The sequence below is a fragment of the Chlorobaculum sp. MV4-Y genome, from assembly GCF_025244685.1.
In the GTDB taxonomy this organism is placed as follows: domain Bacteria; phylum Bacteroidota; class Chlorobiia; order Chlorobiales; family Chlorobiaceae; genus Chlorobaculum.
This window is the reverse complement of record NZ_CP104202.1, coordinates 1,845,380-1,870,688: the sequence shown is the minus strand read 5'-3', so window position 1 is coordinate 1,870,688 and position 25,309 is coordinate 1,845,380. Positions and strand designations below refer to the sequence as shown.

Below are 25,309 nucleotides of genomic sequence, written 5' to 3'. Positions count from 1 at the left end.
TTTGGGGCAAAACACTATTTTTTTATAGATTTAAAAATAAATCAGTGGTGTTTTTATCACAAAAAACCATTCCCTTCCAATGCCCGATGAGACTTTGGACAGGAGTTCACTTGAACGGCTTGTCCGGGCGCTCAGGCAAGCGCGCGTTCAGAGAGCCCTCTCTGTCGATGAAATCGCTCGCCTGATCAAGATTCGCAGCACCCATATCGAAAAAATCGAAGAGGGTGATTTTAGCTTTTTGCCGCCTCTTTACGTTCACTCCTATCTCAAGAAGTATGCCGCGGAACTTGGTGTCGGCGACGATGCTTTGCTCGATGCGTGTCGGAGTGAACTGGGTATTTCTGCCTCGAACTTTTCGGTACCGCCTCCAGCCCAGTTAGTTACTGACGGTCCGAATGGGTTTGTGTCCAAGTCACAAGGTAAAAAGCGTCGTTGGTTGATCGTGGGCGCAACTGCGGCCGCTGTCATTCTCATTACCCTGATGCTTCTGTTCTTTTTTGGACGGTTCTGAGGCGGGTTCAGTCAAGGAACCGCCTTGTGGCTTCATTTCTGCTTCAGTCTGTCCCATCCCCGGAAACTCCATTTTTCTCTCTCACCGTTTGCTTTTCAAATAAAGCAAGACTATTTTAGTCCATATTTGTTTGATGCCGGGAACCTTATCTTTCTGCATGGGTGTTCATCGGTAATAACCTTATCTTTGTCCTGCTTGCGGCAAAAATCATTGAAATTCAGAAACCAGTTATGCCATCAAGACAGATTTACTTCGATCATAATGCCACCACGCCTCTGCATCCCGAGGTGAAGAAGGAGCTGGTGGCGGCCATGGAGATGTTTGGCAATCCTTCGAGTATGCATGCGTTTGGTCGCGAGGCCCGCGCCAATGTCGAGGATGCGCGTCATCGAGTGGCGGCTTTCATGGGGGCTGACGAGAGCGAGATCGTTTTCACCGGAAGTGGCTCGGAGGGTAACAATACCGTGCTGTCGCTGTTTGCGTGTGGCACCGGCCAGTGTTTTCCGGGCATGAGACCGAAAATCGTGACCAGCCGCATCGAGCATCCGTGCGTGCTGGAGACCTCTCAATGCCTTGTTCATCGCGGCGTCGATGTGAGCTATCTTGATGTGGACGCTTATGGCAAGATCGACCTCGGGCAGCTCGAAGAGTTTCTGAAGTCGGGTGGCGTTGGCCTTGTTTCGGTCATGATGGCCAACAACGAGATCGGCACGATTCAGGACATTGCAGCGATCAGCGTGCTTGCTCACCAGTACGGAGCGTTGATGCACACCGACGCCGTGCAGGCGTTCGGAAAGGTGCCGGTCGATGTGAACGATCTTGGCGTTGATTTCCTGACCATCTCTGGTCACAAGATTTACGGCCCGAAAGGGATTGGCGCGTTGTACGTCCGTAAGGGCACGCCGTACTGTCCCTTCATCCGCGGAGGCCACCAGGAGCGGGGGCGTCGTGCGGGCACCGAAAACACGCTCGGCATCATGGGCCTGGCGATGGCGGTCGATATGCGCAAGATCGAGATGGCGGCTGAGGCGGAACGGTTGCTCGGTTTCCGTGAAATGCTGCGTGAAGGCATCTCGGCCCGGATCGACGATGCGCTTTTCAACGGCCACCCGACCGACTCTATGCCGAACACGCTCAACGTGTCGTTTCCCGGCGCAGAGGGCGAATCGATTTTACTCTACCTCGACCTTGCAGGAATCGCGGTTTCGACCGGGTCGGCGTGTGCTTCGGGTTCGCTCGATCCGTCGCATGTGCTGCTCGCTACGGGCGTCGATGCCGAGCGCGCGCACGGCTCGATCCGCATCAGCATGGGCCGATCGACCACCGTCGATGAGGTCGAATACATGCTCGACGTTCTACCGGGCATCATAGAAAGAATCAGAAACATGTCAACAGCTTATATCAAAGTAAAAGGAGAGACTAATGCTTCAGTCAGGTGAATGGGCATATACGGAGAAACTCAAGGAGCATTTCGAGAGTCCGAAAAATATTCTTCAGGGTACCGACACCAGCGCATTCGATGGCGTCGGTATGGAGGGCAACCTCCAGTGTGGTGACCAGATGATGGTGGCCATCAAGGTGGACAAGGAGACCGAAAAGATCGCCGATTGCCAGTGGAAAACCTACGGCTGTGCCAGCGCTATCGCCAGCACTTCGATTTTGTCCGAAATGGTCAAGGGCATGACGCTTGACGAGGCGTTCAACATTTCGCCGAAAGAGGTCGCCAAGGAGCTGGGCGGATTGCCGGAGAACAAGATTCACTGCTCGGTGCTGGGCGACAAGGCGCTCAGGGCGGCGATCAACGACTATTTCATTCGTAACGGCATGAACGACCGCGTCCAGAAGGTGCAGGCCCGCACGGTTTGCCAGTGCATGAACGTGACCGATCACGACATCGAGGAGGCGGTGCTCGAAGGCGCACGCACCTTCTACGAGCTTCAGGAGCACACCAAGATCAGCACGGTCTGCGGGCTGTGCAAGGAGGATGCCGAAAGCGAACTCCAGAAGTACATCCATATCCATTTCGGAGCCTGACGGTCTCCGCCGGGGGGATTTCAGTTCAAGGGAAGGAAGCGGCAGGGCGCGCTTCGCGACGACTCCGGTTCGCCGGACGAATCACGAGGTTGCGCCTCGCTCCGTTCTGGTAGTCGAGATCGAGCAAGCACTATGCGTCAACGAATGAGCCGTATGCCATCATCATTTTATATTCACACCTTCGGCTGTCAGATGAACCAGGCGGACTCGGAGATCGTCACGGCGCTGCTTCAGGCTGAAGGGTTTGTTCCGGCGGCGGATGAGACGGTCGCCGATATCGTGCTGCTCAACTCCTGTGCGGTGCGTGAGAATGCCGAGGAGCGGCTCGGAAATATCCTGACGCACCTCAAGGGGCGCAAGCGGCGGTGCAAGGAACTGGTGATCGGTGTGCTCGGATGCGTGCCGCAGTTCGAACGTGAACGGGTGTTCAGCGACTATCCCTTTGTCGATTTCATCGTCGGGCCGGACAACTATCGCGAGCTTGCCGGTCTTGTCGCAGGCGTGCGCGAGGCGGCGGCGAGACCCGCTCTTCTTGACTACGACCAGACGGAGACCTACGCGGGTATCGAGCCGGTTCGCGCCAGTACGATCGGCGCGTTTCTGCCGGTGATGCGCGGCTGCAACAACCACTGCGCCTTCTGCGTGGTGCCGGTGACGCGGGGGCGCGAGCGCAGTGTCAGCTTCGAACGCGTGGTGGCCGAGGTGGCTGCACTGGAAAATGCGGGATTCCGCGAGGTGACGCTGCTCGGCCAGAACGTCAACTCATGGCGCGACGCCGAAAAGGAGCTCGACTTCGCCGGGCTGCTCGAAGGCGTGAGCCTCGCCGTGCCGTCGATGCGCATCCGCTTCACCACCTCGCATCCCAAGGACATCTCTGAAGCACTCGTCAAGGTCATTGCTGCGCGCCCGAATCTCTGCAACCACATCCATCTTCCCGTGCAGTCCGGTTCGTCGCGAATGCTCGACCTGATGAAGCGTGGCCATACCCGTGAGGAGTATCTCGACCGGATCGCCATGATCCGCAGCCACATTCCGGACGTGGCCATCACTACCGACCTGATTGCAGGATTCTGCACCGAAACCGAAAAGGATCATCGCGAGACTCTTTCGCTGATGGAGGCGGTCGGTTACGACACGGCGTTCATGTTCCACTACTCGGTACGCCCGGGCACCTGGGCCGCGCGGAACCTGCCGGACGACGTGCCGGACACGGTCAAAAAGGCGAGACTTCAGGAGATCATCGAGCTGCAAAACGCCATGTCGCGCGAGATTTTCCGGCGCGAGATCGGTAAGACGGTCGAGGTGCTCGCCGAAGCCGAGAGCAAGCGCTCATCGTCGCAACTCATGGGCCGTACCTTTGAAAATCGCGCAGTGGTCTTCAGCCGTGGCGAGTTCAATCCGGGCGATACGCTTTTCGTGAAAATCACCGGTGCGACTTCAGCCACCCTCTCTGGGGAAGCGGTTTCGTTGGTAGTACCGCCGTCTCTCTGAACGTCTGCTATTTGCTTCCTTCATAATTGTTCCCGATATGATGTTATTATTTCTGCGGGATTCGTAAATTTACGCAACATATGGGCGCATCATGGTGCGGAATATCTCCTCGCCGAAGACCCAACACAGTCATTTTCAACCGGCCTGGAGCCGTTTCCACTACCTCATCAGTCATGTCAGTTGCAAGCCAAGGATTTGTCGATAAAGTAAAAGCTCATCTCGAACTGCTCGACCCCGTTACCTGGATCAGCGTTTTTCCCTGCCTCGCCGGGGGAGTCATGGCATCCGGAGCGATGCAGCCCACCGTGCACGACTACCTGCTGCTCGCGGCGCTCTTTTTGCTCTACGGCCCCCTTGGAACCGGCTTCAGCCAGTCGGTGAACGACTACTACGATCTCGAACTCGACCGGGTCAACGAGCCGACCCGCCCCATTCCGTCGGGAAGGCTTTCGGAAAAAGAGGCAATCTGGAACTGGAGCATCGTGCTGGTGATCGCTGTGGCGCTGAGCAGCTGGATTGGCACGAGCATCGGCGGCCAGCGCGGCATGATTTTCGTCGGTTCGCTCCTGGCCGGCCTCGTCATTGGTTATCTCTACTCCGCGCCCCCCTTCAAGCTCAAGAAAAACATCTTCTTTTCCGGTCCGGCGGTCGGCTTTTCCTATGGCTTCATCACCTATCTTTCGGCCAATGCGCTCTTCAGCGATATTCGCCCCGAGGTGCTCTGGCTTGCCGGACTCAACTTCTTCATGGCCGTGGCGCTCATCGTCATGAACGACTTCAAGTCGCAGGAGGGTGATGCCAAGGGGGGCATGAAGTCCCTGACCGTCATGATCGGCGCGAAGAACACCTTCCTGGTTGCCTTCATCATCATCGATCTGGTGTTCGCAATCTTCGCCTGGCGTGTCTTCATGTGGGGTTTTACGACTCTGATGTACTTTATCATTGCAGGACTGGTACTGAACATCATCATTCAGATCCCGATTTATCGCGACCCCAAATCGGGTATTACACTTGTGCAGCATGCGGTTGATGACGGCTTCGGCAACGCCATCGGCAAGAGTGAAGTGCAGGAGCACAACGCATTCCTGCGGTTCCAGGTGGTCAACAACATTCTGTTCCTGACCAACCAGATGTTTGCCGCCGCCCTGGTGGGCGCAAAGTACATGTGATCTTTCCGAAGGTGGCAGGCAGATTGCGATTACTCGTTCTGCCTGCCGGTTCCGATGAATGCCGGACGAAAAAACGATGACGATACCCCGCACGAACATCCGTTTTTCAGGTCATCTTCCTTATAACTTTCACCATCCGGAGGCGCCATGACAGCCATAGCCTCTACCTTTTTCAATTTTCCTGTCGTTTGGCACAATGTTCTGGTCATGCTGCTTACGTTTGCATACGTCTTCAGCGTGCCGCCTCTCATGGACTGGCTCGTGACCAACCACGGTTTGCCGCGGGACATCAGCCGCAAGATCACCCACATTTGCGCGGGTTCGGTCATTATCTTTTTACCTCTTTTCCGTGACGGTGACTGGTCGCACTACCTGAACATCACGGTCTTCGCCGTCTGGACGGTGCTGCTCATCCAGAAAGGACTTTTCGCCGCCGATGATGACCAGGCGGTCAAAACCATGACCCGCACGGGCGACAAGCGCGAACTGCTCAAGGGTACGCTCTATTTCGTGGTCGTCGCCATGATCTGCGGCACCCTCTACTACAAGCAGTTCGCGGGCGTGCTGGCGATGGCCGTGCTTGGCTGGGGCGACGGTCTGGCTCCCATCGTCGGCACGAGGATGGGCAAGATGAAGTACAGGGTGCTCAGCGAGCGAAGCCTCGAGGGGAGCCTCGCCTTTCTTGCGGGCAGCCTTGCCGCCGGCCTTTTTTTTGTTTGGCTGATCGTGCCGGCAGCGTACGATCCCGTGAAAATCGCCATGATCGTTGTCGTTGCGACCATCATCGAGGGGGTCAGCCCGAAAGAGGTGGACAACATTCTCATTCCTGTGGCGGTCATCGCGCTTTCCGCGGTGCTCTGAACCTGCTCACTCTACGCGATGCCTGGACTCTATTTTCTCAGCGATCTTCATCTCGGCCTGCAAGAGCCCCAGGCGGAACAGGAGAAGCTCGAACGCCTTGAAAAACTTTTTTCGCTCATCCGCGAACAGGGCGGGGCGCTCTACCTTCTCGGCGACATTCTCGATTACTGGATGGAGTTCCGCCACGTCGTTCCCAAAGGGTTCACCCGGTTTTTCTGTATGCTCTCGGGGCTTGTCCGGAGCGGCGTCAGCGTCACCTGGTTTGCCGGAAACCACGACTTTTATCTCGGCAGTTTTTTCGACGACGAGCTTGGCGTCAAAACCTGCTACGGATTGCAGGAGGTGCATCACGACGGCAAGCTGTTTCTGCTCGCACATGGCGACGGCCTCGGCGAGGGCGATCTCGGTTACAAGCTCTTCGCCCGTTTTATCCGCAACCGCTTCAACCTCGGCCTTCTGACGGCCTTTCACTCCGACCTCGCGACGGCGCTCATGAAGCATTTCTCCCTGCTCAGCCGCAAGCACAAAAAAGTCGATATGCGCGCCGAATCGACGCGCCTTCCCGATTTTGCCGCCGCTTTGGCTCAAGAGCGTGATTTTGATTATTTTGTCTGCGGTCATAACCACTCGGAGCGCGTGCAGGTGGTTCATGAATCGGGCAGCACCTACGTCAATCTCGGCTCGTGGATCGAAGGGCGGTATCAATACGGAGTCTATGAACAGGGGCAGTTCCGGCTCGAAAAGCTTTAAGTCAACTATCAGATTCTCTTTTATCACATGAACAACAACAAGGTTCTCAAGCTGGGTCTGCCGAAGGGCAGCCTTCAGGATTCGACTCTCGAACTTTTCGCCAATGCTGGTTTTCATTTTTCCGTCCAGAGCCGCTCCTACTTTCCCTCGATTGATGATGACGAGCTGGAGGCGATCCTGATTCGCGCGCAGGAGATGGCCCGTTACGTCGCACAGGGCGCGTTCGACGCCGGACTGACCGGCAAAGACTGGATCATCGAGACCGATGCCGATGTGGTCGAGGTGGCCGATCTGGTCTATTCGAAAGCCTCGATGCGGCCCGTGCGCTGGGTGCTTGCCGTGCCGGAAAGCTCGCCGATCAAGTCCGTCAAGGACCTCGAAGGCAAGCACATCGCCACCGAGGTGGTGAACATCACGAAGAAGTATCTGGCCGAAAACGGCGTGAACGCCTCGGTTGAGTTCAGCTGGGGGGCGACCGAGGTCAAACCGCCGGAGCTGGCCGACGCCATCGTCGAGGTGACCGAGACCGGCTCGTCGCTGCGGGCCAACAAGCTGCGCATCGTCGAAACGGTGCTTCAGTCCAATACCAAGCTCATCGCTAACAAAGCGGCGTGGGAAGACCCGTGGAAGCGCGAAAAGATCGAGAACATGGCCATGCTGCTGCAAGGCGCGATCAGCGCGCAGGGCAAGGTTGGCCTCAAGATGAACGCGCCGAAAGCCGGGCTTGAGGCGATCATGGCGGTCATTCCCGCCCTTCGCCAGCCAACCGTTTCCGACCTGGCCGACAAGGAGTGGGTTGCGCTCGAAGTGATCGTCTCCGAAAAGATCGTGCGCCACCTGATTCCCGAGCTGAAACGTGCGGGCGCAGAGGGTATTTTCGAGTATAACATCAACAAGCTGATCGACTGAGAGCATCAGGGACGGCAGGGACGAAGAGGATGGGATGATGGGAACCTGCTACGCCACAGTTAAAACTGCAAGGCCGCCAAGCGCGGCCTTTTTATTACCATGCTGATCTATCAACTCTTCATTCTTGGCTCTTTGCTAGTGTTTCTTGGCATCGTGCTGAAGAACCTTGGCGATCTGCCGCGACTTCCCGGTGCACCGGATGATGGCGCGTCCACGCCGAGGGTTTCGCTTCTGGTGCCTGCGCGCAATGAGGAACTGAACATCGAGGCGTGTGTCGCTTCGCTGCTGGCACAGCGCTATCCGGATTTTGAGGTGATCGTGCTCGACGACCACTCCAGTGATGGCACGCTTGAGGCGCTCCGCCGGATTGCCGCTACGCCGCTTGGCGGGAAGCTGCGCCTTCTCGAAGGTCGCGAGCTTCCGGCGGGCTGGCACGGCAAGGCGTGGGCCTGCCAGCAGCTTGGTGAAGCGGCGACGGGCGAGCTACTGCTTTTCACCGACGCCGACACGCGCCACCAGCCCGACGCGCTCGGGCGGGTGGTCGAGGCGATGCGCCGGCGAAGCGCAGGGATGCTTTCGCTGACTCCGGCGCAAGAGATGGAGAGCTTCTGGGAGAAGTTGATTGTGCCGCTGGTCTATCACATCCTTTTCAGCTATCTGCCTATCTCGATGGTCTGGAAAAGTCGCTCTTCGGCCTTCTGCTACGCCATCGGCCAGTTCATCCTCTTCCGGCGCGACGCCTATGAGCGGATCGGCGGGCATCGTTCAGTTTGCAACAACATCGTCGAGGATGTGTGGCTCTGCAAGGCGGTCAAGCGTTCGGGCGGCAAGGTGGCGGCTTTCGACGGAACCGACGCGGTGAGCTGCCGGATGTACCGGGGCTTCGGCGAGGTGTGGCAAGGATTTTCCAAGAATCTCTTCGCCGGACTCGGCAACAGTATTCCTGGCTTCGTAGTGCTGATGGTGCTTGTCGCGCTCCTATACCTCGCGCCGTACGCCTTTCTCCTCTTCTCGGCGCTGCATGGCGACCGCTCGCTCGCCCTCTTCTGGCTGCCGCTGGCGCAGGTGACGGTGGCGCTCGTCATCCGCTTCATGATCGCCGCAAGGTTCCGCCAGCCATTGTGGTCGGCGCTGCTCCACGCACTTTCGCAGGTGATGCTGCTCCTGATCGCCTTTAACTCGTTCCGCCTGAGCGTGTTTGGCAAGGGGCCTAAGTGGAAGGGGCGAAGCTACCCGCTTTTCGGTCGCGGCAGTTAGCGGCTTGGCGTGCGCACGGGTGGGTGTTACGGATAAAATTTTTTAAATTAGCGAACAATTTTTTCAGGCGTTTTCCGGCATCGTCATGTCTGCGCCCGGCAACCATCAAACGATTTACACTCATGGGTTTCCTATCGAAGATATTCGGCAAAAAAGAGGTGGAACTGAAACGGCCTCAGGTGCGTGAAGACGCGGCGCTCATCAAGACCCTCGCCGGTCACGAAGACCGGGTGCTTGGCGTGCGCTTCAGCCCCGATGGAAAGAAACTCGTCAGCGGCAGCTTCGATGAAAAGGTAAAGCTGTGGGATGTGGCAACCGGCCAGGCGATTCATACCATGTCGGGTCATACCACCTGGGTCAAGTGCGTCGATTACAGCCCCAAGGGCGACAAGGTGGCCAGTGGCAGCATCGACAGCACGGTGCGCATCTGGGACGTGGCGACCGGCCAGTGCCTGCACGTTTGCAAGGGGCACGACACCGAGGTGCGCATGATCGCTTTCAGCCCCGACGGCAAGACGGTGGCGAGCTGCTCGCGCGACACCACCATCAAGTTCTGGGACACCGAAACCGGCAACGAGGTGAAAACCCTCTTCGGGCACAAATCCTACATCGAGTGCGTTGCCTTTAGCGCTGACGGCAAAAAGCTTGTCAGTTGTGGCGAGGAGCCGGTAGTGAAAATCTGGGATCTCGAAACCGGCAAGAACATCGCCAACTACCCGACCGGCGACACGCTTTCGCACTTCGTCTCCTTCAGCCCGGACGGCAGCAAGATCGCGCTCTGCGGACGCGACGCCAAAGTGAAGGTGCTCGATGCGGCCACCGGCCAGATGCTCAAGGTGCTCGAAGGTCATGAGGATGGTGTACGCGCCCTCTGCTTCAATCCCGCCGGCACGCTCATTGCCAGCGCCGCGAACGACGAGTCGGTCCGGCTCTGGAACGTGGAGAAAGGAACACTCGTGCACACCTATCGCGGTCACACACACGAGGTTCAGTCGGTCGCCTTTTCGCCGGATGGCAAGGTGATCGCCAGCGGAAGCGATGACTTCAAGATCAAGCTCTGGGGCGTCGTCTAAAGCTTCGGGAGTTTCGCGCATCTGCCGGGTTGATGCCCGGCAGTTTTGTTTATAGGCGTCCGGGTGTGGGTAAGAGAAGAATTTGAAGGCTTGAAGCGTCAGCCGTTTTCGCCGATGGAGTTTGTCGGGCAGGCAGCTATCTGTTCGCGGCAAAGAGCAATATCGGCATCTGATTGCGGTTGCTGCGCTACATAGGCGTACCCTTCCGCATCTTCGGCAAAGAAGTCCGGAGCTGCGTTGTAGCAGATGGCGCAGCCATTGCACCCCTCTCCATCGGGATCGTCCGGGCTGGTGACGTAGAACGGACCGGGCGCATTTGCCGGATGCTTCAGTTCGTTGTTGGCCATAGCTTTTCCCCTCCTGTGGAATGTGGTGTTTGCCGTCAGTGCAGGTGTCCTTACGATGACGCGGCAGAGGTGCAAAGAGTTCCACGGGTGAGGCTTTGTCGCAGGAAGAGTTTTTTTGTCATTGTCTCTTTTCCGCCGTTTGGTTAACATATCTGTCACAAACCTCGGGTCGGCTGACGGCGGCACTCCTTTTCGCCTGTTTCGGAGATCGATCATGACAATCCTCTCGTATGGGCATTATTCTTCTCGATATTGGTAATGTGCTGCTTGACGTTTCTGCCGGGCGGTTTCGCGTGACGGCGAAGAGGGTGCGGCAGTGATCATGGCGCGCTGTTTTTTCCCCTACGAGCACGGTTATCTCAAGCGCTCACCAGAGGCGTTCCTGCATGTACATGGGTCGTCCGGATTTCTGTTGCTCGACGACCGCGAGATCAACATCCGTCCGTGCGCCGGTGCTGGCATCGAAAGTATTTTTTCCCACAGCTGGCCAGAAACTCTTGCGTCACCGGAGCTGGCAGCCCTGTCATAACTTTCAAGTCAAAAGGAGGCATTCCTATGATCAAGATCGCGAGAGGCGTTTCGGTTGACGAAGAGCAGCTTGAAATGACCTTTATGCGCTCGCAGGGTGCGGGCGGGCAGAATGTCAACTCGGTCGAGACGGCGGTGCATCTGCGCTTCGACATCGCCGCGTCGTCCCTGCCGTCGGATCTGAAAGAGCGGCTGATGCAGCTCAATGACCGCCGGATAACGCGGGAGGGGGTGATCATCATCCGGGCCCAGCGTTACCGTACGCAGGAGCGGAACCGGCAGGATGCCATCGAGCGGTTCCGGGGCATCTTGACCAAGGCCCTGGTCGAACAAAAGATGCGCAAAGCGACGAAGCCGCCAAAAAGCGCTGCGGACAAGCGTCTTGAAGAGAAGGCGAAAAGAGCTGAGCTCAAGGCGTCCAGAAAAGAGGTGAGCGAAGAAGAGTGAGCCGCTCTAAAATGTTGCAAGCGAAAGGCCTCCGGAGTACCGTTCTATCAGAACCCCGGAGGCTTTTAGCATTACGCACGTTCCTCAGTTAAACGCAACGTTTCGCGGTGTTTGCCGGTATTGGCCAACCATGTCCGGTGTTTGTTTGCCGAGCTGCTCGTGGTAGGTTTGCACTTTGGCCATGAAGTGTTGAAATTCAATCGAAGACAGCGAGCGCCACAGCATGGGTTGCTGGAGCGTCAACAGCGGATTCTGCCATTGTCCGTTTTTCACGATTCTGAAATCGAGGTGCGGCCCCGTCGAGTTGCCGGTCGAGCCGACATAGCCGATGATGTCGCCCTGTTTTACTGTGTTGCCGTAACGGACGGCCGGGGAAAAACCGCTCAGGTGCAGATACATTGTCTGGATTCTTGCTGCATCATGGGCGATGGCAATCATATTGCCCGAATAGCCGTGCCATCCGCTGAAAACGATACGCCCATCTGCGACAGCAAAGACCGGTGTGCCAATTGGCGCAACGAGATCAATGCCTGCATGGAATTCGCTCCGGCCGGTTATCGGATGGATGCGATAGCCGAATCCGCTTGAAATGCGGCTGTAACGGCAAGGCTGGATAAACATGGTTCGCACCTGTAACATGGCCCACCCGTTCTCATCGTAATACGCGGTTTCACCCGTGTCGTTGGTGAAGAGGTAAGCGTTGAAGTTCCGTCCTTTCGAACTTATTTCAACGGCAAGAATATCTCCTGTGCCGATGAATTGGCTGCCGTTCCACTGTTCCTGGAAAAGAATCCGGTAGGTTGCTCCAGCCCTGATGTCTTTTGCAAAATCGAATTTTGCATCGAGGATTTCATTGAGTTTTGGGTTGAGCGAAGAGCGGTGCCGTTTGTGCAGCTCATTTGCCATCGAAGATTGGATCGTGCCTTTGATGGAGACGATGCGGGTATCGTGACCGATGGTTTCCTGCCGGGGGGTCAGTTTTTCGAGTTGTTCGGTCATCTGCTGGACCTCGGCTGGCGTCAGCCCGGGAGCGGTGAGAATGGTGTAGCCGGACTCTTCTTTGCCAGGGGCGTTTTGCCTGGTCATCTGAGATGGATCGTTTTGGTCTCCGTTGTTCGTGTCCGGCTCGGTGTCGCTGGCAAGGCCGATGGATTTGAGGATTGTTTGAACCAGCGAGTTTGACGGATGTTCAGAGGATACCTGTCTGGATGTTGTGAAAAGGAATAAACTGACCGAAAAGAACGTAACTGAAAACAGGGCAATAAAAAGCGATGCCTCTGATGAGGCCCGCAAGTGCGAGAGTTTTTGGAAAAGCTCCGAACGCTTTAACCTCAACAGAACGTGTTGAAAATGCTCATCAGACATAGTGAGTGCATAAATTCATAAAACATGAAGGGTAGGGCACATCACAAAAACCTTTAGTAAATGTTATAAAAAAAGCATTCAAAGAAAAATGAACGGAACTCATCGCTTCAGTAAAGTTGTTAATGCGAACCAATGTTGTTGTGTCTCTATAACGGATATTGTTCATTGTAAATTTTAAGCCGCTTGTCGAAGTTTTTCTGTACGTTCCCGACCGAAACAAAGAAACCCCCGAAATACTGATCAGCATTCCGGAGGCTTTTTGATAAAATGTCTCTGAAGTGTCAGAGTACCGGCTCGCCGGAATTGCCGGCATCGGCCACCATGACGGGTCGGTCGGTGCTGAGATGCTGCTGATAGGTTTGCACCCTGGCCATAAAGCTGTGCAGTTCCGCTGGCGAAAGCGAGCGGCGTGGCGCGGTCTGCTTCAGCGCAACCAGCGGATTCTGCAAATGGCCATTTCTAACGATCCTGAAATCGAGGTGCGGCCCCGTCGAGCGGCCGGTCGAACCCACGTAGCCGATGATGTCGCCCTGCTTCACTTGTTTACCGTAGCGGCTGCCCGATGCGTAACGGCTCAGGTGCAGATACATCGTATGAACCTGCCCGGCATGGGCGATGGTGATCATGTTGCCCGCGTTGCCCTTGTGTCCGCAAAAGATGATGCGTCCGTCGGCCACGGTCTTCACCGGCGTGCCGGTCGGCGCGGCCAGATCGACGCCGCCGTGGTACTGGCGTCTGCCGGTCACGGGGTGGGTGCGGTAGCCGAATCCGCTCGAAACACGGCTGAAGCGGCAGGGCTGGATGAACATGGTTCGTCCCTGCATGATGGCGCGCCCTTTTTCATCGTAATACGCCGTGTCGCCCTTGGCATTGGTGAACTGGTAGGCGTTGAATTTCCGGCCTTTCGAATTGATCTCGACGGCGAGAATATCGCCGGTGCCAATGAAATCCGTGCCGCTCCATTGCTCCTGGAAAAGAATCCGGTAGGTCGCTCCGGCCTGGATGTCTTTTCTGAAATTGAGTTTTGCGGAGAGGATTTTTCTGAGTTTCGGATTGAGCGAAGAGCGGTTCCGGCTGCGCAGCTCGCTGGCGAGAGAAGAGCTGAGGGTTCCTTCGAGCGTGGCGACCCGGGTGTCGTACTCGATGGCTTCCCGTTCGGCGCTCAGCCTGCCGGTCTGTTCATCCCTGACGATATGCAGCGTTTCGTAGGGGCTCGACTGCAAGGAGAAGCGGACGAACTTTCCGTCTCTGCCGGTTTCGAACTCATAGGTTTTTCCGGCCTTCAGCCCCTTGAACGCCGGGGTTCCCTTGAGCTGGGCGGTCAGTTGCTGCACTTCGGAAGGGGTCAGTCCGGCAGCGGTGAGAATGGTGTAGACGGATTCTCCTTTTTTGAGGGTTCTCTTTTCGATCTTGCTGGCGGGATCGTTTTCGCCCTCGTCGAGCGTCACCTTGTCGGACTCGTTATTCATGCCAAGCTCGTCGTCGCCAGTGAGACCGATGGATTTGAAGAACGTCTGAACCGATGAAGCTGACCGGTGTTCGGGCGATGCCTGCCGGGGTGTTGCTAAAATGATGAGGCTGACTGAAAAAAAGAGGGTGACGAGCAGCGCCGTTGATGACGCGAGCAGAAGGGGACGACTTCGAAAAAGGGCCGAACGGCGCAACCGCAAAAGAAAATGGCGAAACTGTGGACTGGACATAGTTACTGCATAAGTTCACGAAACCCGAAGGGTAGAACACCTCGCAACAATCTGAACAGTCAATGTCAGAAAAAAAGCCCGGAAAGGAAAACTCAGTACGTCGTCAGTACGTCATATTTGTGCTAATCCGGGAAAAAGTTCTCTTTTTGTGGGATTTTTTTCTGATGTGGTCTTGTGGCTTTACTTTTCTTCATCGTTAAACCACGGCTGACTGCTGCGCCGGAGGCCATTTTCGCCGCGGCAAATGCGCTCCGCTGCCGTGTTTTTTCATCATCAAACTCTTGATTACGCCATGCTTGCAACCAACGAAAACCGCCTTGTCGAAATCCTGCTTCAGTGCCAGCCCGGCCAGCCGCGAACCCGCGGCAGCTGGGAGGTCGATCACCTGGGCACGCCCTTCATTCTGCCCTCGATTGGCGGCATCACCCTCAACCTCCAGGTCGGTGATCCGGCCTTCGGCTGGGAGGGCGACCACATCGAACCCGGCGTGAGCTGCACCGCCGACACGCACAAGCCTTTTGAGCACCCGAACGTTACCGTTCAGATGCTGAGCTGCGTGGGCAACACGGCCACCATCGTCTCCGGCGAAGCAAAGGGCGAGAGCGGTGTGGTGATCGGTCATCACGGTGGTTCGGAGCACATCATCGTCGATTTTCCGCGCGAAGTTAAAGAGAAGATGGCCTACGGCGACACCATCATGGTGCGCTCGAAAGGGCAGGGACTCAAGCTGACCGACTTTCCGGATGTTTCTCTCTTCAACCTCGATCCGACGCTGCTGGCGAAAATGAAGATCAATGTTGCCGAGGACGGCGTGCTCGAAGTGCCGGTGACGACGCTGGTTCCGGCTTATTGCATGGGCTCCGGCATCGGCTCGGCGCACGTGGCCAAGGGCGACTACGACATCGTTACCAGCGATTCTGACGCTGTCCGTGAGTTCGGCATCGATCGCATCCGCTTCGGCGACTTCGTGGCGTTGCTCGACCAGGACAACCGCTACGGGCGAGCTTATCGCAAGGGTGCCGTCACCATCGGCGTGGTGGTGCACAGCGACTGCCGCGAAGCGGGCCACGGCCCCGGCGTGACGACCATCATGACCAGCGCCACCCCCGCCATCCGCCCGGTCATCGACCCCAAAGCCAACATCGCCGATCTGCTCGGCATCGGCACGAGATTGTGATTGCGCGATAGGTTGTGATGTTTTTTTTGAGGGCGATTCCGATCTACCGGAGTCGCCCTTTTTTTCACGCGAACGGAGCAACCCCGCCCCGTCGCCTCTTCCGTCCACACTGTCCACCTCTTGCAACGAAACACCCCCACGGGCGTGGGGAAGACTGTATCCAAGTGCCGAAAAACTTGATACCTACAGAAACACCCCCACGGGCGTGGGGAAGACCAAATAAGATTTATGCAGCAAGCGTTTGGGCAGAAACACCCCCACGGGCGTGGGGAAGACCAGGATCTTCTTGACTTACAGCAACGCAGACGGGGAAACACCCCCACGGGCGTGGGGAAGACCAACGGGACCGACCTGCCAATCAAATTAGAATAGAAACACCCCCACGGGCGTGGGGAAGACCCGATGGCTCGAAATGCACGGCTGCTCTGATAGAAACACCCCCACGGGCGTGGGGAAGACGGTGCGCATGAGTGCTTGGAAAGCGGCTCTCTTGGAAACACCCCCACGGGCGTGGGGAAGACAAAAAATCACAAAAAAACAAGCACTTGTAATGGAAACACCCCCACGGGCGTGGGGAAGACACTGGGTTTTACTGGGGTTTTGGGACGTCTGGCGTCAAGCTGTTTGGGTTTTCTGGTGGCGAGGCGGCGGATTTTTCAATCACGAGCGGTAGGCCGGAGATTTCCGTTATGGCTTTGCGCGTGTCGCCCATGCCGAAAATCTCGTAGCCGGGGCACCCGTTCGAGCTGTTGAAAATCATCAGGCCGCTTTTCGGCGGGCAGTGCTCGTGCAGATAGTCCACCACCTTTCTGGCCAGGCTGTCCCTCACGCCCGACACAAAAACGTTCGCCCTGGGTTCGATGAACCAGAGCTTCATCCGGCCACGCACAGCCGGGGGCAGGTCATTGGCGATTACAACGAGCATTGCTTTTTTCCGAGAATGGTTTCAATATCCGGCCCGATTTTGCCGAGCAGGTCGATTTCGATCACCCGCCGCCGGAACTCCGTGGCGATCTTGTACCGGTCGTAATACCCGGCCATTGCGGCGGTCAGCGAAAAAGCCAGCTCGATGGAGACGTGCTGTTTGTACAGATCGGCCAGGTCGTAAATGAACGGCAGCGGACTGCCCGCGTGAATGAACCCGATGTGCGGCGAATAGCCCATGCTGTGCACCGCCGACATAATGATGCTGTACAGGGCCGCGTTTGCCGCCGTGAGAATCTTGTTGGTCGTGTCGCTCATCTCGAATTTTCCCGGCTCGAACCGCCGCCCCTTCCAGCCCACCTTGTACTTCACGGCCATCTCTTCGTAAAACTTCCGCACCCGCAGCCCCTCCATGCCCATCATCTGCGGCACCGTTTTTTTCTCAAGATCAGCGTCGGGAAAGCGGTAGGCGAACATCCGCCGCGCGACTTCGAGCGATTTTGCCGGAGTGGCGGCCAGCATCATCTGATGGTGCATGTTCCTCGTGTTGCTGGTTGGCGTCTGCCCGCTGGCGAAAAACATCATGCTGTCGTCGCCCACCCAGCAGATGCCGCAATTGGCGGCGGCCATCACCTTGACCGCCTCGTGCGTCACCGTCGTGCCGGGGCCAAGCAAAATGCAGTTCAGCATGGCCACTGGCAGGCGAACGACGTTGCAGTCGCAGTCGATCCACTTCACGCTGCTGTCGTCGATCTCCATCCGTCCCTTCTCAAGATAAAGAAACGGATACTTTTCCTTGACCTGCGGAAGGGTATCCCGCGTCACTTTTATTAAAAGCCGCGCAGGATTCCCTTCGTTGATGAGTTCATTACTCTTCATTGCTTTCGTGGATAATGGTTACTCGCCGTTCACGGTACTTTTTTCGTGTGCCGAACTGCACCGGCACGTCGTTCAGCGCCACGACCTCGCCCGCGCTTTCGTCACCCGCCGCGTAGTCGCGAACGCGGAACGCTTCGGCAAGATGCTTTTCAGCGGCGATGGATGCCGCTTTGACGAAAGCCTCCGCCTCGGACTCAAAGCAACCCCGGAACACCAGGTCGGTCGGCGCGCAGCACTTTCTGCCGAAATAGATGTCCCACACGGGAGCCTGAAGCGCTTCGGCGAACTCCGTGGCCCGCGCCGCCGGAACCTCCACTGCGGCGGCGAACGTCGCCTCCTGCAAATAGTAGCGGTAGGTCATCTTCGTGCCGCCGCCCACTGCGATGCCACCGTCCCGTTTTCTTGGAATCAGCATCTTTTCCCAGTCGTCTTTTTCGTCATACCCGCTGCCGACCATCTGGAAGTCGCGCAAGAGCGGCGGGCGCTCGCCGCGTTCGCGCTGGAACGCGATCACCGTCTGGCGGAGCGGGGCCATTTCGTCGAGCAGTTCCCGCTGCTCGCCGCCCGCGCCGAGGGCGCAGCACAAGAGGCCGAGCAAGCCCGACTTCGTGGGGAAGTCGAGCGTGTCGCGCCGCCCGAAGCGCGAGTCAGCGCCCCACGACTGGAGGGGCGCTTCGAGCCATAACAGAATGAATGGATTGCTCATGATTTCGCTTCGATAAAGTTGCGGATTTCGCCGACCAGCGTGTCGATGGAGAACGACTCGTCCTCGCCGAAGTCGAACTCTTTTTCCTTGCCGAAGAGCGACCCGGCAAGCTTCTCCTTTTTTGTGAGATAGTCGGACAGCGCCTCGATGCTCGGCTGGAGAAATCCGCCATCCTTCGCCCTGACGGCGGTCTCGAACGGAACCTGAAGGCGCTGGCCCTTGCGGATGAAGACTTTCGCGAACTCCCACGGCGACGCGCCCGACTGCGTCGTCTGCCGGGCGCTCGGCACGGCCACGAAGAGCGCTTTGGTGAACGCCTCCACCGCGTCGGCAATGCCCGCGCCGCCGAGGTTGTCCCAAAGCTGGCCGAGGTCGAGGCTGACGTAGCGGTAGTAGGTGGCGGAGTTGAATTCAAGGCTGCCCATGTGCGCCGAACCCGGCTCTTCGGCAAGGTCGTCGAGCGCGGTGAAGAACTCGACCTCGTTGCTCACCTTGTGGGTCGAAATGGCATGAGCGAACGACGCGGCGGCCTCGATGTTCAAATCGGCAGCCTGCGCCACCATCCGCCCGAACAGCGCGATGTCGAGGCCATCTTTGGCCGGATCGAGGGTTTTTTTCGAGAGTTTTGCCAGCTCCTTGTCGTTGAGCTTTGCGGCGTCGAACTCCTTCTCGGCGGCGTACTGCGCGTAGGCGTTCGCCTCCGATTCGCTGAAAAAGAAGAGCGTGTCGTTGCTGAACGCGGCGGCAATCTTCTCTCCGCACGCCTTCGCCGCTTCCTCATCCGCGCCGAGTGCGACGCAGGCTTTGGCTACGTAGTCGGAGACCTTTTTGCTTCTGACGCCAAGCTTGACGCCGAGTTCGTGCATTTCGAGGCGCACCTGGCGCTTCCAGCACTGCGAGCTGACGCGGGCGCGGGTCGAGCCGCCGACCATTGCGGTTTTCGGGGCGCCAACGTCGTCGCGGTTCAGGCAGGTGACCGGAAAGGACTGGAGGATGTGGAACTCGATGCGCTGGCCCTTGAATGGATTGTTTTTCATGGTGTTCATGGTGGTATGGGGTTTAGTGGTTTGAATCGTCTTTGAGAGGTTCGATCTGCAACAGCCCGAAGCCGAATGCCCGGCCCCGGCCAATGCCTTTGTTGAAGCTGTCAATAAAGAGGTCGCGATTTTCGACCCGCAGCATTCCCGACACGCGGGCCGCTCCGTGGGTAACGGGCCGGTCGTCCTGCTTGCTGAACTGCATCACCGGCAGCATTCGCACGTCGAGCCGCGCCGGATCGACGCTGAATCCCCACGACGCGAGCGACTTGCCGCCGAACCATGCCGCCACCTCCTCGCGGGTTTTGATGGGGATGCACCGGCTGTTTTTTCTTCCCTCGCTTTTGGGTTCCTTGCGCGTGGGGTTGAGCGTGACCTCGAACTTGTAGAAGCGGTGCTGGAGGAACTCGTCGGGAATCGTCCACGACGCAGACAGCGTTCCGTGCGCTGGTTGCAGCGGCGGCCTGTCCGACAGAATGAGGATTCGCCTGCCTTTGGCGTCGCCCCCCTTGTCGGCGAAGAGGAAGCCGCTGGGAACGCTCGACTGCTTTTCGGCCTCCGAGCGCACGTCTTCGAACAGGCTATAGACGACGCGGTGCAGGGAATAATCGTCCGTAATGCGCAAGGCATTGACGTCCTTGCGGCTGAGGGTGAGAATGGTTGCAATCATGCGCTCACCTCCTCGTTTGCGGTTTCGCCGGCGTGGCGGTAGAAATCGGTCGCCCAGGCTGTTTTGATGCGATTGCTGTTGCTATTGAACCAGAGGAGCTGGTCGAGCAGCTTTGCGTAGTCGAGCGTTACCGGCGCTTTCGAGTCGATCAGGCTGAAGAGCGGGCGCAGAATCCGGCAAGCCTCCGTCACCGAATCGCAGGCGAGCAGCCGCCGGAGCCGCGCTTTGGCCTGATCGCTCTTGCTCCGATCTTCGTAGCAAAAGGCGATAGCCTTGCCGATGCCCGCCGAGCCGTTGTGCTCCGCTTTGGCCCGCGCGATGGCGGCGGCGATGGTGGCGTAGGGAATGCGCTCGAACGGTTTTTCGAGATCGACGGAAAATCGTGCGAGGTACTCCCAGCTCTGGTACTCGGTCGCCGGATTGTCCGCGCGGCGAAGCGCGGCGGCGGCTCCCTTGTCCTTCTGGCACAGCCCGATCACGAACTCCACGAACTTTTCCGGCCTGCCGGTTTTCTTTTCGTTGTCCATAGTTATTGGTTTTGTCAGTTGTTGATGAAATGCTTCGAAAGGTTCGGGCGGCACTCCGCCCACGCATCGATCTGCCGCGCCGTCTCCTTCGGGCAGAAAGCGTCGTACGACTGCAAGGCGAGCGAGTCAATCGCTTTGAGGATGGCGGGAAGTTTGTCTGGCTCATAGCAGGCATCGACCAGCTCCTGAAAGCGCCGCTCGCAGAGCTGCCAGAAGAGGCCCGAAGCGTTCGAGGCCAGGTCGCCGCCGTCCATGTTCTGTTTGGCGAAATAGCTCCTTGTCGCCGCATAGACTCTTTTGGAAAGCTGGTCGAGCGACGCCATCTCCTGCCTGAACCGGTCGTACCAGTTTTTATCGATCGCCTCGGAGTTGAACAGGAAGAGGGATTCGACGAAATCGTTGTCCTGTTTAACCGACTGGTCGCCTGAGTTCGCGCTGACGCGAAGTCCGCCAGACCAGATGCCGATCTGCTGGTGACGCTGCTTTGCCCGTTCGAGTCCGTACTTGATGAACTGGCACTCGAATCCCTTGTTTTCGCCGCTTTCGAGGAAGGCGAGCATCGACGGCAGTTCGCGCCACGGGCGTTTATCGGGATCGACCCAAAGCACTTTCGGCTGCTTTTCCTGATCGTTGATCGTCATGCTCGGTTCGCGCCACCCCTCTTTATGGCTTGGATATTGCAGTCCCTCGACGTAATAGACGCCCTCGCCGTCGAGCAGCACGAAGCGCGAAAGCGAGAGCAGGGTCGCCATGTAAGAATTCTTCAGATGGTTGGCGGCGGGGCAATCTTCCCCCTCCGGCATCCGCTCCCACGGCGGCGAGCCGAGACCCGATTTCCAGTACGGGTTGGTGCTGATCTGCTCCCGCGACAGCAGGTTAAGCAGCACGGTGTCCGTCAGCGTTGGGCCGGTGAGGAACGAGTGCAGGTATCCGGCGTAGTTTCCGATACTTGGCCCCGATTTTGCCGAGATTGATTTACCCGTGAAGCCGTGGCTGAGCGGCGCGAGGTTCTTTTCGATCCGCTTGCCGCCAAAGGCGAAGTTCATCAGCGTGACGATGAAGAGCGCCATTTCGGCGGGATCGGTGGTTTCGAGCATCTGGAACTGGCTCAGAATCGTGTTGTTCTCCGCTGGCAGGTCGGGGTAGAAGCCTGTGCCGATTGGGCGGGGCAAGGCGTTCTCTTCGGCCAGTTTTTCAGCGGCCTCTTTTTTCTTCGCCGGAGCGGCGGGTGCGGCTTTCAGCTCGGTCTGTTTGCGCTCCTCGATCAGCCTCCGGACGGCAGGCATCTGCAAAAACGGCTTTTCGCCGAAGAGCCAGAAGCTCTCGCGCCACTTTTCGAGATAGGCGCGGCAGGCGGTGCGGAAGGTTTCGGCGTCGAGCTGTTCGAGTTCCTCCGTGGTTTCCGGTGTGCAGGCGGCCTGGCCGATGGCGAGCAGGAGCTTGGTGAGGGCGATTTTCTGCACGGGGTTGCCGCCGAGCGCGGGAATATCGGGATCGCTGAAAATGTCGCCGAGGCTCGTGAATCCTTTGCCGACGGCCGGAATCCACGGCTCGTCGATCAGGTTGAAGCGGTTTTGCATGGCTGTGTTGATGGGGGTTATCGTTTTTTGTACTGGTAGCCCAAACGGGGGTTGTAACTCAGTTCGTATTCGCCGGACGCCGCGCCGCCGCCGGGCAGCTTCAGTTGGCCGTCCTCGCCCACGATGGCGACGCGCAACAGGCTTTCGCTCTTCGACGGGTCGCCGAGGTAGAAGTAGGGCTTGAGCCACGAGAGCGCTTTGCGTCCGGGGTCGGCGGGAGCGGAGTAATCGGCCACCTGAAGCGTTTGCGTGGCGAGCCGGGCGGCGAGCTGGCGCTGCTCCCGTTTTCGCCCAGCGGCGAATTCGTGTGGCAGGGTCAGCTTTTCGCCGTCGAGCAGCGTCGCCGTGGTTTCGCCCGCCGCATGGTTGTGGCTGACCGATTGCAGCAGGAGCAGCTCGACGCTGTCGATGTCGCTGTAGCGGGTGGCAACATTGGTGTCGGGCTTTTCGAGGAGGTCCAACGAGACGCTCTGTAGCGCAAAGTTTTCGAGTATCTCCTTTCGCCGCTGGAGGTCGGCTTTGTGCTTTGCCATCGCCTCGCTCTCCGGCTTCGCTTCGTAGGTGCGTTCGAGCAGGCCGCGAATGTCGCCCGGCAGCGAAAGCGTCTGGACGCCGCTCCACGCCTGAAGCGTGCGCAAGAGCACGTAGGGGCTATAGACCTTCGCGCTGTTGCCGAACGCTTCGCCGGGATTCTGCTCGGCGGCCTCAAATTCCGCGCTGACGATCCACGCCTCGCACCTTGCTCCGGCGGGGCGCTGGTGGAAGCTGTGCCGCCACAAGCGCCCGATGCGCTGCAAGAGCATGTCGGTGGGGCAGAGGCGCGTGACGAGGAAGTCGGCGTCGATGTCGAGGACTGCTCCAGCACCTGCGTGCCGACGAGAACCCGCCCCCGCTCGCGCCGCGCTTGCGCGCCATCAGCGCCGTAGCGCGTCACCCAGATTTTTTCGAGCGCCTCGCGGTCGCGGTGGATGAAGCGAGAGTGAAGCAGGCCGCACTCGATTCCCATGCTCGCACAGCGGTCGGCGAGACGTTTTAACGCCTCCTGCGCTTCGCTGACGGTGTTTTCGATCCAGAGCACCTGCTGGCCGGAATCCGCACGGTCGAGCGCTTCGCCGAGCGCCTCCTCGCAGTCGAGTGTCTGGCGGATGGCGACGCGGTTTCCGGCGGGCGTCTCCGGCGCGACCTCCAGCGGCTCCGGCGCATCGGCGGGCAAGGCGGTGATGAGCGGGTAGGCCGCCTCCGCGCTTCGGGCCGCGCCGAGCAAGGCGCTCCGGCGCTCGCCGGTGAGCGTGGCGCTGAGGATGATGACCGTGCAACGCAGCTTTCGCAACTCCTCGACCAGCCGGTCGAGAATCGTGCCGGTGTAGGCGTCGTAGCTGTGGACTTCGTCGAGAATGACCACCTTGCCCGCGATGCCGAAGGCGCGCACGAAGCCGTGCTTGACATTCATCGAGGCCATCAGCGCCTGATCGACGGTGCCGACGGCGAAGGGGGCGAGCAGCCCGCGCTTGGCGGAGCTGAACCACGAGCAGCCGGGAGCGGCGTCTGCGCCGAGGTCGAACTCCCGCAACCAGGCGTTGCCGTGCAGGAGCAGCGCGGCCCGGTGGGGAGAGTCCGGTTCGAGCACCCGTTCGAGGAAGCGCTCGACCCGCTCGTGGATGCGGTTGGAGGTCAGTTGCGTCGGCAAGGCGAAGTAGATGCCGCGTGCCGCTCCAGCCGAAACGAGGGCATAGGCGGCGTAGAGCGCGGCTTCGGTTTTGCCGATGCCCATCGGCGCTTCGAGGATATAGACGCCGGGGCAACAGGCCGCCTCGATCAGGCTGCGCTGGATTGGGCGCGCCTCGAAGTCGAAAATCTCCCGGAACGACAGCCCCGGCGCGAGGCGCGGCGGCGTGAATCCGGCGGTATCGACGGCGGCGGCGACGCGCTCCTGCCACGGCTCGCCGGGGTCGTCGAAGGCCGCGCCGGAGCTGATCCAGTCCGCCACGGAGGTCAGCCCGGCCAGCACGCGGGCGTGCAGCGGATCGCGGATTTCTGGGAACCGCTCGCCCGTCGCCTCCATGAGCAACGCCAAAAGCCGCGCCCGCAGGTCTTGCCACGCCGGGCCGCCGAACTGCTCCGCATCGGCGGCTCGTCCGCCGATGTTCGGCGCGTAGCCGTGGTGGCACCCGGCAATCGCGGCGACGGCTTTGCCTGCTTTCAGCGCTTCGAGAGCGCACTGACTCACGCCCGCGTGTCCGTCCCATTGGCTTTCGAGCGACGGATCTGCGCCGCGCAGTACGGCGAGAATTGCGGGATCGGGGTTTTCAATCGCCGAGTGGATTTTTTGCTGGAAGGTTGGGCAGACTTTGCCGAGGTCGTGGCAGGCGGCGACGAGCGCGGAGCCGCTGGGGAAGAACGGCTCGCGCAGAAAGGTGGGCGAGCGGGCGATCAGCTCCCGCGCCACTTCGCCCGCGATGCGGCAGTGGTCGAACACCGTTCGCCCGGCAATGGAGCGCAGGGCATCCATTTTTCGCGATTTGGCCAGGCAGCTTTCGAGCGGCAGTGGCGGATGTTCAGCCGGAGCCTCCGGCTTTCTGTTGGATTTGGGGTATCGCATGGCGGTCAGGTCGTGAGGTTTGAACGGCGTTTTCATGCAAAACACGAAACGGTCAACTGGGCCACAATGAGCCGGAACTGCTGGCGTGTGTGGGTTGGGGTGATAAATTGAATGTAAAAAATCGGTTCTCCGAAATATGAATTCTCCTGTGCGAAAAAAATACACGCAAGGCAAAAAGGTGAGATTTCATTTTCGCTCCGGATTGGTCACATCATTTTGAAGTGGTTCCTCGAAGAGGTGGAAAGGAATTTTTGCGGGTGGAAATGTGTTTACATGAGACGTATTCACTTGTAGTTGTCAAACATTTTTATGAACCGATAAACGGAGCTGAACCATGAACCTGAAGCTTTATGGAAGGGACCCCCTGAAGATGTTTGAAGATGTGTTCAACGAAAAGATGACGCCGTTCATCAGTTCGATGGGCTCGATGATCGCCCCGACCTTCAAGGTGGATATCAGTGAAGATGAAAAGGCTATCTATATCTCAGCCGATATTCCGGGTGTGAAGAAGGAGGATGTGAAGGTGACGATGGCGGATGACGTCATCAGTATCTGTGCTGAACGCACTCAGGAAGAGGAGGAGAAAAAGAAGAACTACCACCGCGTCGAACGCTCATGGGGAAGCCTGTCGAGAAGCTTCACCATCGGCGATAACGTGGATGCCGACAACATTACGGCCAACTACGACAATGGCGTACTCAAGATCGTCGTCCCGAAAAAGGAGCCGGAAGAGAAAAAGAGTAAAGAGATCGCCGTCAGTTGATCCAC

General features: G+C 58.3%; 26 protein-coding genes, 1 pseudogene and 1 CRISPR repeat array. Of the genes and pseudogenes, 14 read left to right on the top strand and 13 right to left on the bottom strand.

Annotated elements, in window-relative coordinates; genetic code table 11:
• The first annotated feature begins 79 nt into the window (after window positions 1–79).
• From NY406_RS09220 to NY406_RS09175, 10 genes are all read left to right on the top strand, one after another.
• The gene (locus tag NY406_RS09220) at window positions 80–511 is read left to right on the top strand and encodes a helix-turn-helix domain-containing protein (protein ID WP_260533879.1); all 432 of its coding nucleotides are present in this window, start codon (window positions 80–82) and stop codon (window positions 509–511) included.
• A gap of 230 nt (window positions 512–741) precedes the next feature.
• Window positions 742–1,950, top strand: coding sequence for a cysteine desulfurase family protein (locus NY406_RS09215; RefSeq protein WP_260533877.1), 1,209 nt, complete (start codon window positions 742–744; stop codon window positions 1,948–1,950).
• Entirely contained in the window at window positions 1,934–2,545 is a 612-nt protein-coding gene (locus NY406_RS09210; protein ID WP_260533875.1) for an iron-sulfur cluster assembly scaffold protein, read from the top strand. Before NY406_RS09215 ends, NY406_RS09210 begins: the two co-directional genes overlap by 17 nt.
• 153 nt (window positions 2,546–2,698) lie before the next feature.
• Window positions 2,699–4,036 carry a tRNA (N6-isopentenyl adenosine(37)-C2)-methylthiotransferase MiaB gene (gene miaB / locus NY406_RS09205; RefSeq protein WP_260533873.1) on the top strand — a complete coding sequence of 446 codons (1,338 nt, stop codon included), beginning with the start codon at window positions 2,699–2,701 and terminating at the stop codon, window positions 4,034–4,036.
• Between the two features lie 173 nt (window positions 4,037–4,209).
• Window positions 4,210–5,205, top strand: a complete 996-nt coding sequence (locus NY406_RS09200) for a UbiA family prenyltransferase (protein WP_260533871.1) — start codon at window positions 4,210–4,212, stop codon at window positions 5,203–5,205.
• 147 nt (window positions 5,206–5,352) lie between these two features.
• Complete coding sequence (locus NY406_RS09195; protein ID WP_260533869.1) at window positions 5,353–6,066, top strand: diacylglycerol/polyprenol kinase family protein; 714 nt, start codon at window positions 5,353–5,355, stop codon at window positions 6,064–6,066.
• An 18-nt stretch (window positions 6,067–6,084) separates the two neighbouring features.
• Complete coding sequence (locus NY406_RS09190; protein WP_260533867.1) at window positions 6,085–6,816, top strand: UDP-2,3-diacylglucosamine diphosphatase; 732 nt, start codon at window positions 6,085–6,087, stop codon at window positions 6,814–6,816.
• Window positions 6,817–6,843: 27 nt separating this feature from the next.
• Window positions 6,844–7,725: an ATP phosphoribosyltransferase gene (hisG, locus tag NY406_RS09185; RefSeq protein ID WP_260533866.1), complete on the top strand. Its 882-nt coding sequence runs from the start codon at window positions 6,844–6,846 to the stop codon at window positions 7,723–7,725.
• Between the two features lie 99 nt (window positions 7,726–7,824).
• A complete protein-coding gene (locus NY406_RS09180) occupies window positions 7,825–8,982 on the top strand; it encodes a glycosyltransferase (protein ID WP_260533865.1) in 1,158 nt (385 codons plus the stop codon).
• 122 nt (window positions 8,983–9,104) lie between these two features.
• Window positions 9,105–10,055, top strand: coding sequence for a WD40 repeat domain-containing protein (locus NY406_RS09175; RefSeq protein ID WP_260533863.1), 951 nt, complete (start codon window positions 9,105–9,107; stop codon window positions 10,053–10,055).
• A 98-nt stretch (window positions 10,056–10,153) separates the two neighbouring features.
• On the opposite strand, the gene NY406_RS09170 is transcribed toward NY406_RS09175, so the two are convergent.
• Entirely contained in the window at window positions 10,154–10,402 is a 249-nt protein-coding gene (locus NY406_RS09170; RefSeq protein ID WP_260533862.1) for a ferredoxin, read from the bottom strand.
• 322 nt (window positions 10,403–10,724) lie between these two features.
• Between NY406_RS09170 and NY406_RS09165 the strand changes: the two genes are divergently transcribed.
• Both NY406_RS09165 and arfB read left to right on the top strand, forming a co-directional pair.
• Entirely contained in the window at window positions 10,725–10,931 is a 207-nt protein-coding gene (locus NY406_RS09165; RefSeq protein WP_260533860.1) for a hypothetical protein, read from the top strand.
• Window positions 10,932–10,957: 26 nt separating this feature from the next.
• Window positions 10,958–11,377, top strand: a complete 420-nt coding sequence (gene arfB, locus NY406_RS09160) for an alternative ribosome rescue aminoacyl-tRNA hydrolase ArfB (protein ID WP_260533858.1) — start codon at window positions 10,958–10,960, stop codon at window positions 11,375–11,377.
• Window positions 11,378–11,461: 84 nt separating this feature from the next.
• Here arfB and NY406_RS09155 read toward each other — a convergent pair whose 3' ends face one another.
• From NY406_RS09155 to NY406_RS09145, 3 genes are all read right to left on the bottom strand, one after another.
• Window positions 11,462–12,463 (bottom strand): M23 family metallopeptidase, encoded by a 1,002-nt coding sequence (locus NY406_RS09155; RefSeq protein WP_260533856.1) that lies wholly within the window; start codon window positions 12,461–12,463, stop codon window positions 11,462–11,464.
• Between the two features lie 560 nt (window positions 12,464–13,023).
• Entirely contained in the window at window positions 13,024–14,442 is a 1,419-nt protein-coding gene (locus NY406_RS09150) for a M23 family metallopeptidase (RefSeq protein WP_260533854.1), read from the bottom strand.
• A 122-nt stretch (window positions 14,443–14,564) separates the two neighbouring features.
• Window positions 14,565–14,744, bottom strand: coding sequence for a hypothetical protein (locus NY406_RS09145; protein WP_260533852.1), 180 nt, complete (start codon window positions 14,742–14,744; stop codon window positions 14,565–14,567).
• Here NY406_RS09145 and NY406_RS09140 point away from each other — a divergent pair.
• Window positions 14,735–15,619, top strand: coding sequence for a DUF4438 domain-containing protein (locus tag NY406_RS09140; protein ID WP_260533850.1), 885 nt, complete (start codon window positions 14,735–14,737; stop codon window positions 15,617–15,619). The two genes, NY406_RS09145 and NY406_RS09140, sit on opposite strands and share 10 nt — an antisense overlap.
• 127 nt (window positions 15,620–15,746) lie before the next feature.
• A CRISPR array of direct repeats spans window positions 15,747–16,200; the repeat unit is 28 nt; unit sequence GAAACACCCCCACGGGCGTGGGGAAGAC.
• A gap of 8 nt (window positions 16,201–16,208) precedes the next feature.
• Here NY406_RS09140 and cas2e read toward each other — a convergent pair.
• The 9 genes and pseudogenes from cas2e to cas3 all read right to left on the bottom strand — a co-directional run.
• The gene (gene cas2e, locus NY406_RS09135; protein ID WP_139455967.1) at window positions 16,209–16,544 is read right to left on the bottom strand and encodes a type I-E CRISPR-associated endoribonuclease Cas2e; all 336 of its coding nucleotides are present in this window, start codon (window positions 16,542–16,544) and stop codon (window positions 16,209–16,211) included.
• Window positions 16,532–17,422 carry a type I-E CRISPR-associated endonuclease Cas1e gene (cas1e, locus tag NY406_RS09130; protein WP_260533848.1) on the bottom strand — a complete coding sequence of 297 codons (891 nt, stop codon included), beginning with the start codon at window positions 17,420–17,422 and terminating at the stop codon, window positions 16,532–16,534. Before cas1e ends, cas2e begins: the two co-directional genes overlap by 13 nt.
• The gene (gene cas5e / locus NY406_RS09125) at window positions 17,412–18,128 is read right to left on the bottom strand and encodes a type I-E CRISPR-associated protein Cas5/CasD (RefSeq protein ID WP_260533846.1); all 717 of its coding nucleotides are present in this window, start codon (window positions 18,126–18,128) and stop codon (window positions 17,412–17,414) included. Before cas5e ends, cas1e begins: the two co-directional genes overlap by 11 nt.
• Window positions 18,125–19,165 carry a type I-E CRISPR-associated protein Cas7/Cse4/CasC gene (gene cas7e / locus NY406_RS09120; RefSeq protein ID WP_411267106.1) on the bottom strand — a complete coding sequence of 347 codons (1,041 nt, stop codon included), beginning with the start codon at window positions 19,163–19,165 and terminating at the stop codon, window positions 18,125–18,127. The genes cas5e and cas7e overlap by 4 nt, the downstream gene beginning before the upstream one ends.
• A gap of 22 nt (window positions 19,166–19,187) precedes the next feature.
• Complete coding sequence (gene cas6e, locus NY406_RS09115) at window positions 19,188–19,835, bottom strand: type I-E CRISPR-associated protein Cas6/Cse3/CasE (protein WP_260533842.1); 648 nt, start codon at window positions 19,833–19,835, stop codon at window positions 19,188–19,190.
• A complete protein-coding gene (casB, locus tag NY406_RS09110; protein ID WP_260533840.1) occupies window positions 19,832–20,362 on the bottom strand; it encodes a type I-E CRISPR-associated protein Cse2/CasB in 531 nt (176 codons plus the stop codon). The genes cas6e and casB overlap by 4 nt, the downstream gene beginning before the upstream one ends.
• A 14-nt stretch (window positions 20,363–20,376) precedes the next feature.
• Entirely contained in the window at window positions 20,377–21,942 is a 1,566-nt protein-coding gene (gene casA, locus NY406_RS09105) for a type I-E CRISPR-associated protein Cse1/CasA (protein WP_260533838.1), read from the bottom strand.
• Window positions 21,943–21,959: 17 nt separating this feature from the next.
• Window positions 21,960–22,403, bottom strand: a complete 444-nt coding sequence (locus NY406_RS11335) for a hypothetical protein (protein ID WP_411267112.1) — start codon at window positions 22,401–22,403, stop codon at window positions 21,960–21,962.
• A gap of 363 nt (window positions 22,404–22,766) precedes the next feature.
• Window positions 22,767–24,451 (bottom strand): annotated as a pseudogene (cas3, locus tag NY406_RS09100) (CRISPR-associated helicase Cas3'); the annotation flags it as partial.
• 424 nt (window positions 24,452–24,875) lie between these two features.
• Between cas3 and NY406_RS09095 the strand changes: the two are divergent.
• On the top strand, window positions 24,876–25,304 hold the full coding sequence (locus NY406_RS09095) for an Hsp20/alpha crystallin family protein (RefSeq protein WP_260533834.1): 429 nt from the start codon (window positions 24,876–24,878) through the stop codon (window positions 25,302–25,304).
• The last annotated feature ends 5 nt before the right edge of the window (window positions 25,305–25,309 follow it).

Coding starts and splice junctions, on each gene's coding strand:
- NY406_RS09220 (WP_260533879.1), top strand. CDS start 80: ATGCCCGATGAGACTTTGGACAGGAGTTCACTTGAACGGCTTGTCCGG.
- cas6e (WP_260533842.1), bottom strand. CDS start 19,835: ATGATTGCAACCATTCTCACCCTCAGCCGCAAGGACGTCAATGCCTTG.
- NY406_RS09140 (WP_260533850.1), top strand. CDS start 14,735: ATGCTTGCAACCAACGAAAACCGCCTTGTCGAAATCCTGCTTCAGTGC.
- casB (WP_260533840.1), bottom strand. CDS start 20,362: ATGGACAACGAAAAGAAAACCGGCAGGCCGGAAAAGTTCGTGGAGTTC.
- cas7e (WP_411267106.1), bottom strand. CDS start 19,165: ATGAAAAACAATCCATTCAAGGGCCAGCGCATCGAGTTCCACATCCTC.
- NY406_RS09170 (WP_260533862.1), bottom strand. CDS start 10,402: ATGGCCAACAACGAACTGAAGCATCCGGCAAATGCGCCCGGTCCGTTC.
- cas2e (WP_139455967.1), bottom strand. CDS start 16,544: ATGCTCGTTGTAATCGCCAATGACCTGCCCCCGGCTGTGCGTGGCCGG.
- NY406_RS09155 (WP_260533856.1), bottom strand. CDS start 12,463: ATGACCAGGCAAAACGCCCCTGGCAAAGAAGAGTCCGGCTACACCATT.
- cas5e (WP_260533846.1), bottom strand. CDS start 18,128: ATGAGCAATCCATTCATTCTGTTATGGCTCGAAGCGCCCCTCCAGTCG.
- NY406_RS09180 (WP_260533865.1), top strand. CDS start 7,825: ATGCTGATCTATCAACTCTTCATTCTTGGCTCTTTGCTAGTGTTTCTT.
- miaB (WP_260533873.1), top strand. CDS start 2,699: ATGCCATCATCATTTTATATTCACACCTTCGGCTGTCAGATGAACCAG.
- NY406_RS09175 (WP_260533863.1), top strand. CDS start 9,105: ATGGGTTTCCTATCGAAGATATTCGGCAAAAAAGAGGTGGAACTGAAA.
- NY406_RS09190 (WP_260533867.1), top strand. CDS start 6,085: ATGCCTGGACTCTATTTTCTCAGCGATCTTCATCTCGGCCTGCAAGAG.
- casA (WP_260533838.1), bottom strand. CDS start 21,942: ATGCAAAACCGCTTCAACCTGATCGACGAGCCGTGGATTCCGGCCGTC.
- arfB (WP_260533858.1), top strand. CDS start 10,958: ATGATCAAGATCGCGAGAGGCGTTTCGGTTGACGAAGAGCAGCTTGAA.
- NY406_RS09095 (WP_260533834.1), top strand. CDS start 24,876: ATGAACCTGAAGCTTTATGGAAGGGACCCCCTGAAGATGTTTGAAGAT.
- NY406_RS09150 (WP_260533854.1), bottom strand. CDS start 14,442: ATGTCCAGTCCACAGTTTCGCCATTTTCTTTTGCGGTTGCGCCGTTCG.
- cas1e (WP_260533848.1), bottom strand. CDS start 17,422: ATGAAGAGTAATGAACTCATCAACGAAGGGAATCCTGCGCGGCTTTTA.
- NY406_RS09215 (WP_260533877.1), top strand. CDS start 742: ATGCCATCAAGACAGATTTACTTCGATCATAATGCCACCACGCCTCTG.
- NY406_RS09210 (WP_260533875.1), top strand. CDS start 1,934: ATGCTTCAGTCAGGTGAATGGGCATATACGGAGAAACTCAAGGAGCAT.
- NY406_RS09200 (WP_260533871.1), top strand. CDS start 4,210: ATGTCAGTTGCAAGCCAAGGATTTGTCGATAAAGTAAAAGCTCATCTC.
- NY406_RS09165 (WP_260533860.1), top strand. CDS start 10,725: ATGGCGCGCTGTTTTTTCCCCTACGAGCACGGTTATCTCAAGCGCTCA.
- hisG (WP_260533866.1), top strand. CDS start 6,844: ATGAACAACAACAAGGTTCTCAAGCTGGGTCTGCCGAAGGGCAGCCTT.
- NY406_RS09195 (WP_260533869.1), top strand. CDS start 5,353: ATGACAGCCATAGCCTCTACCTTTTTCAATTTTCCTGTCGTTTGGCAC.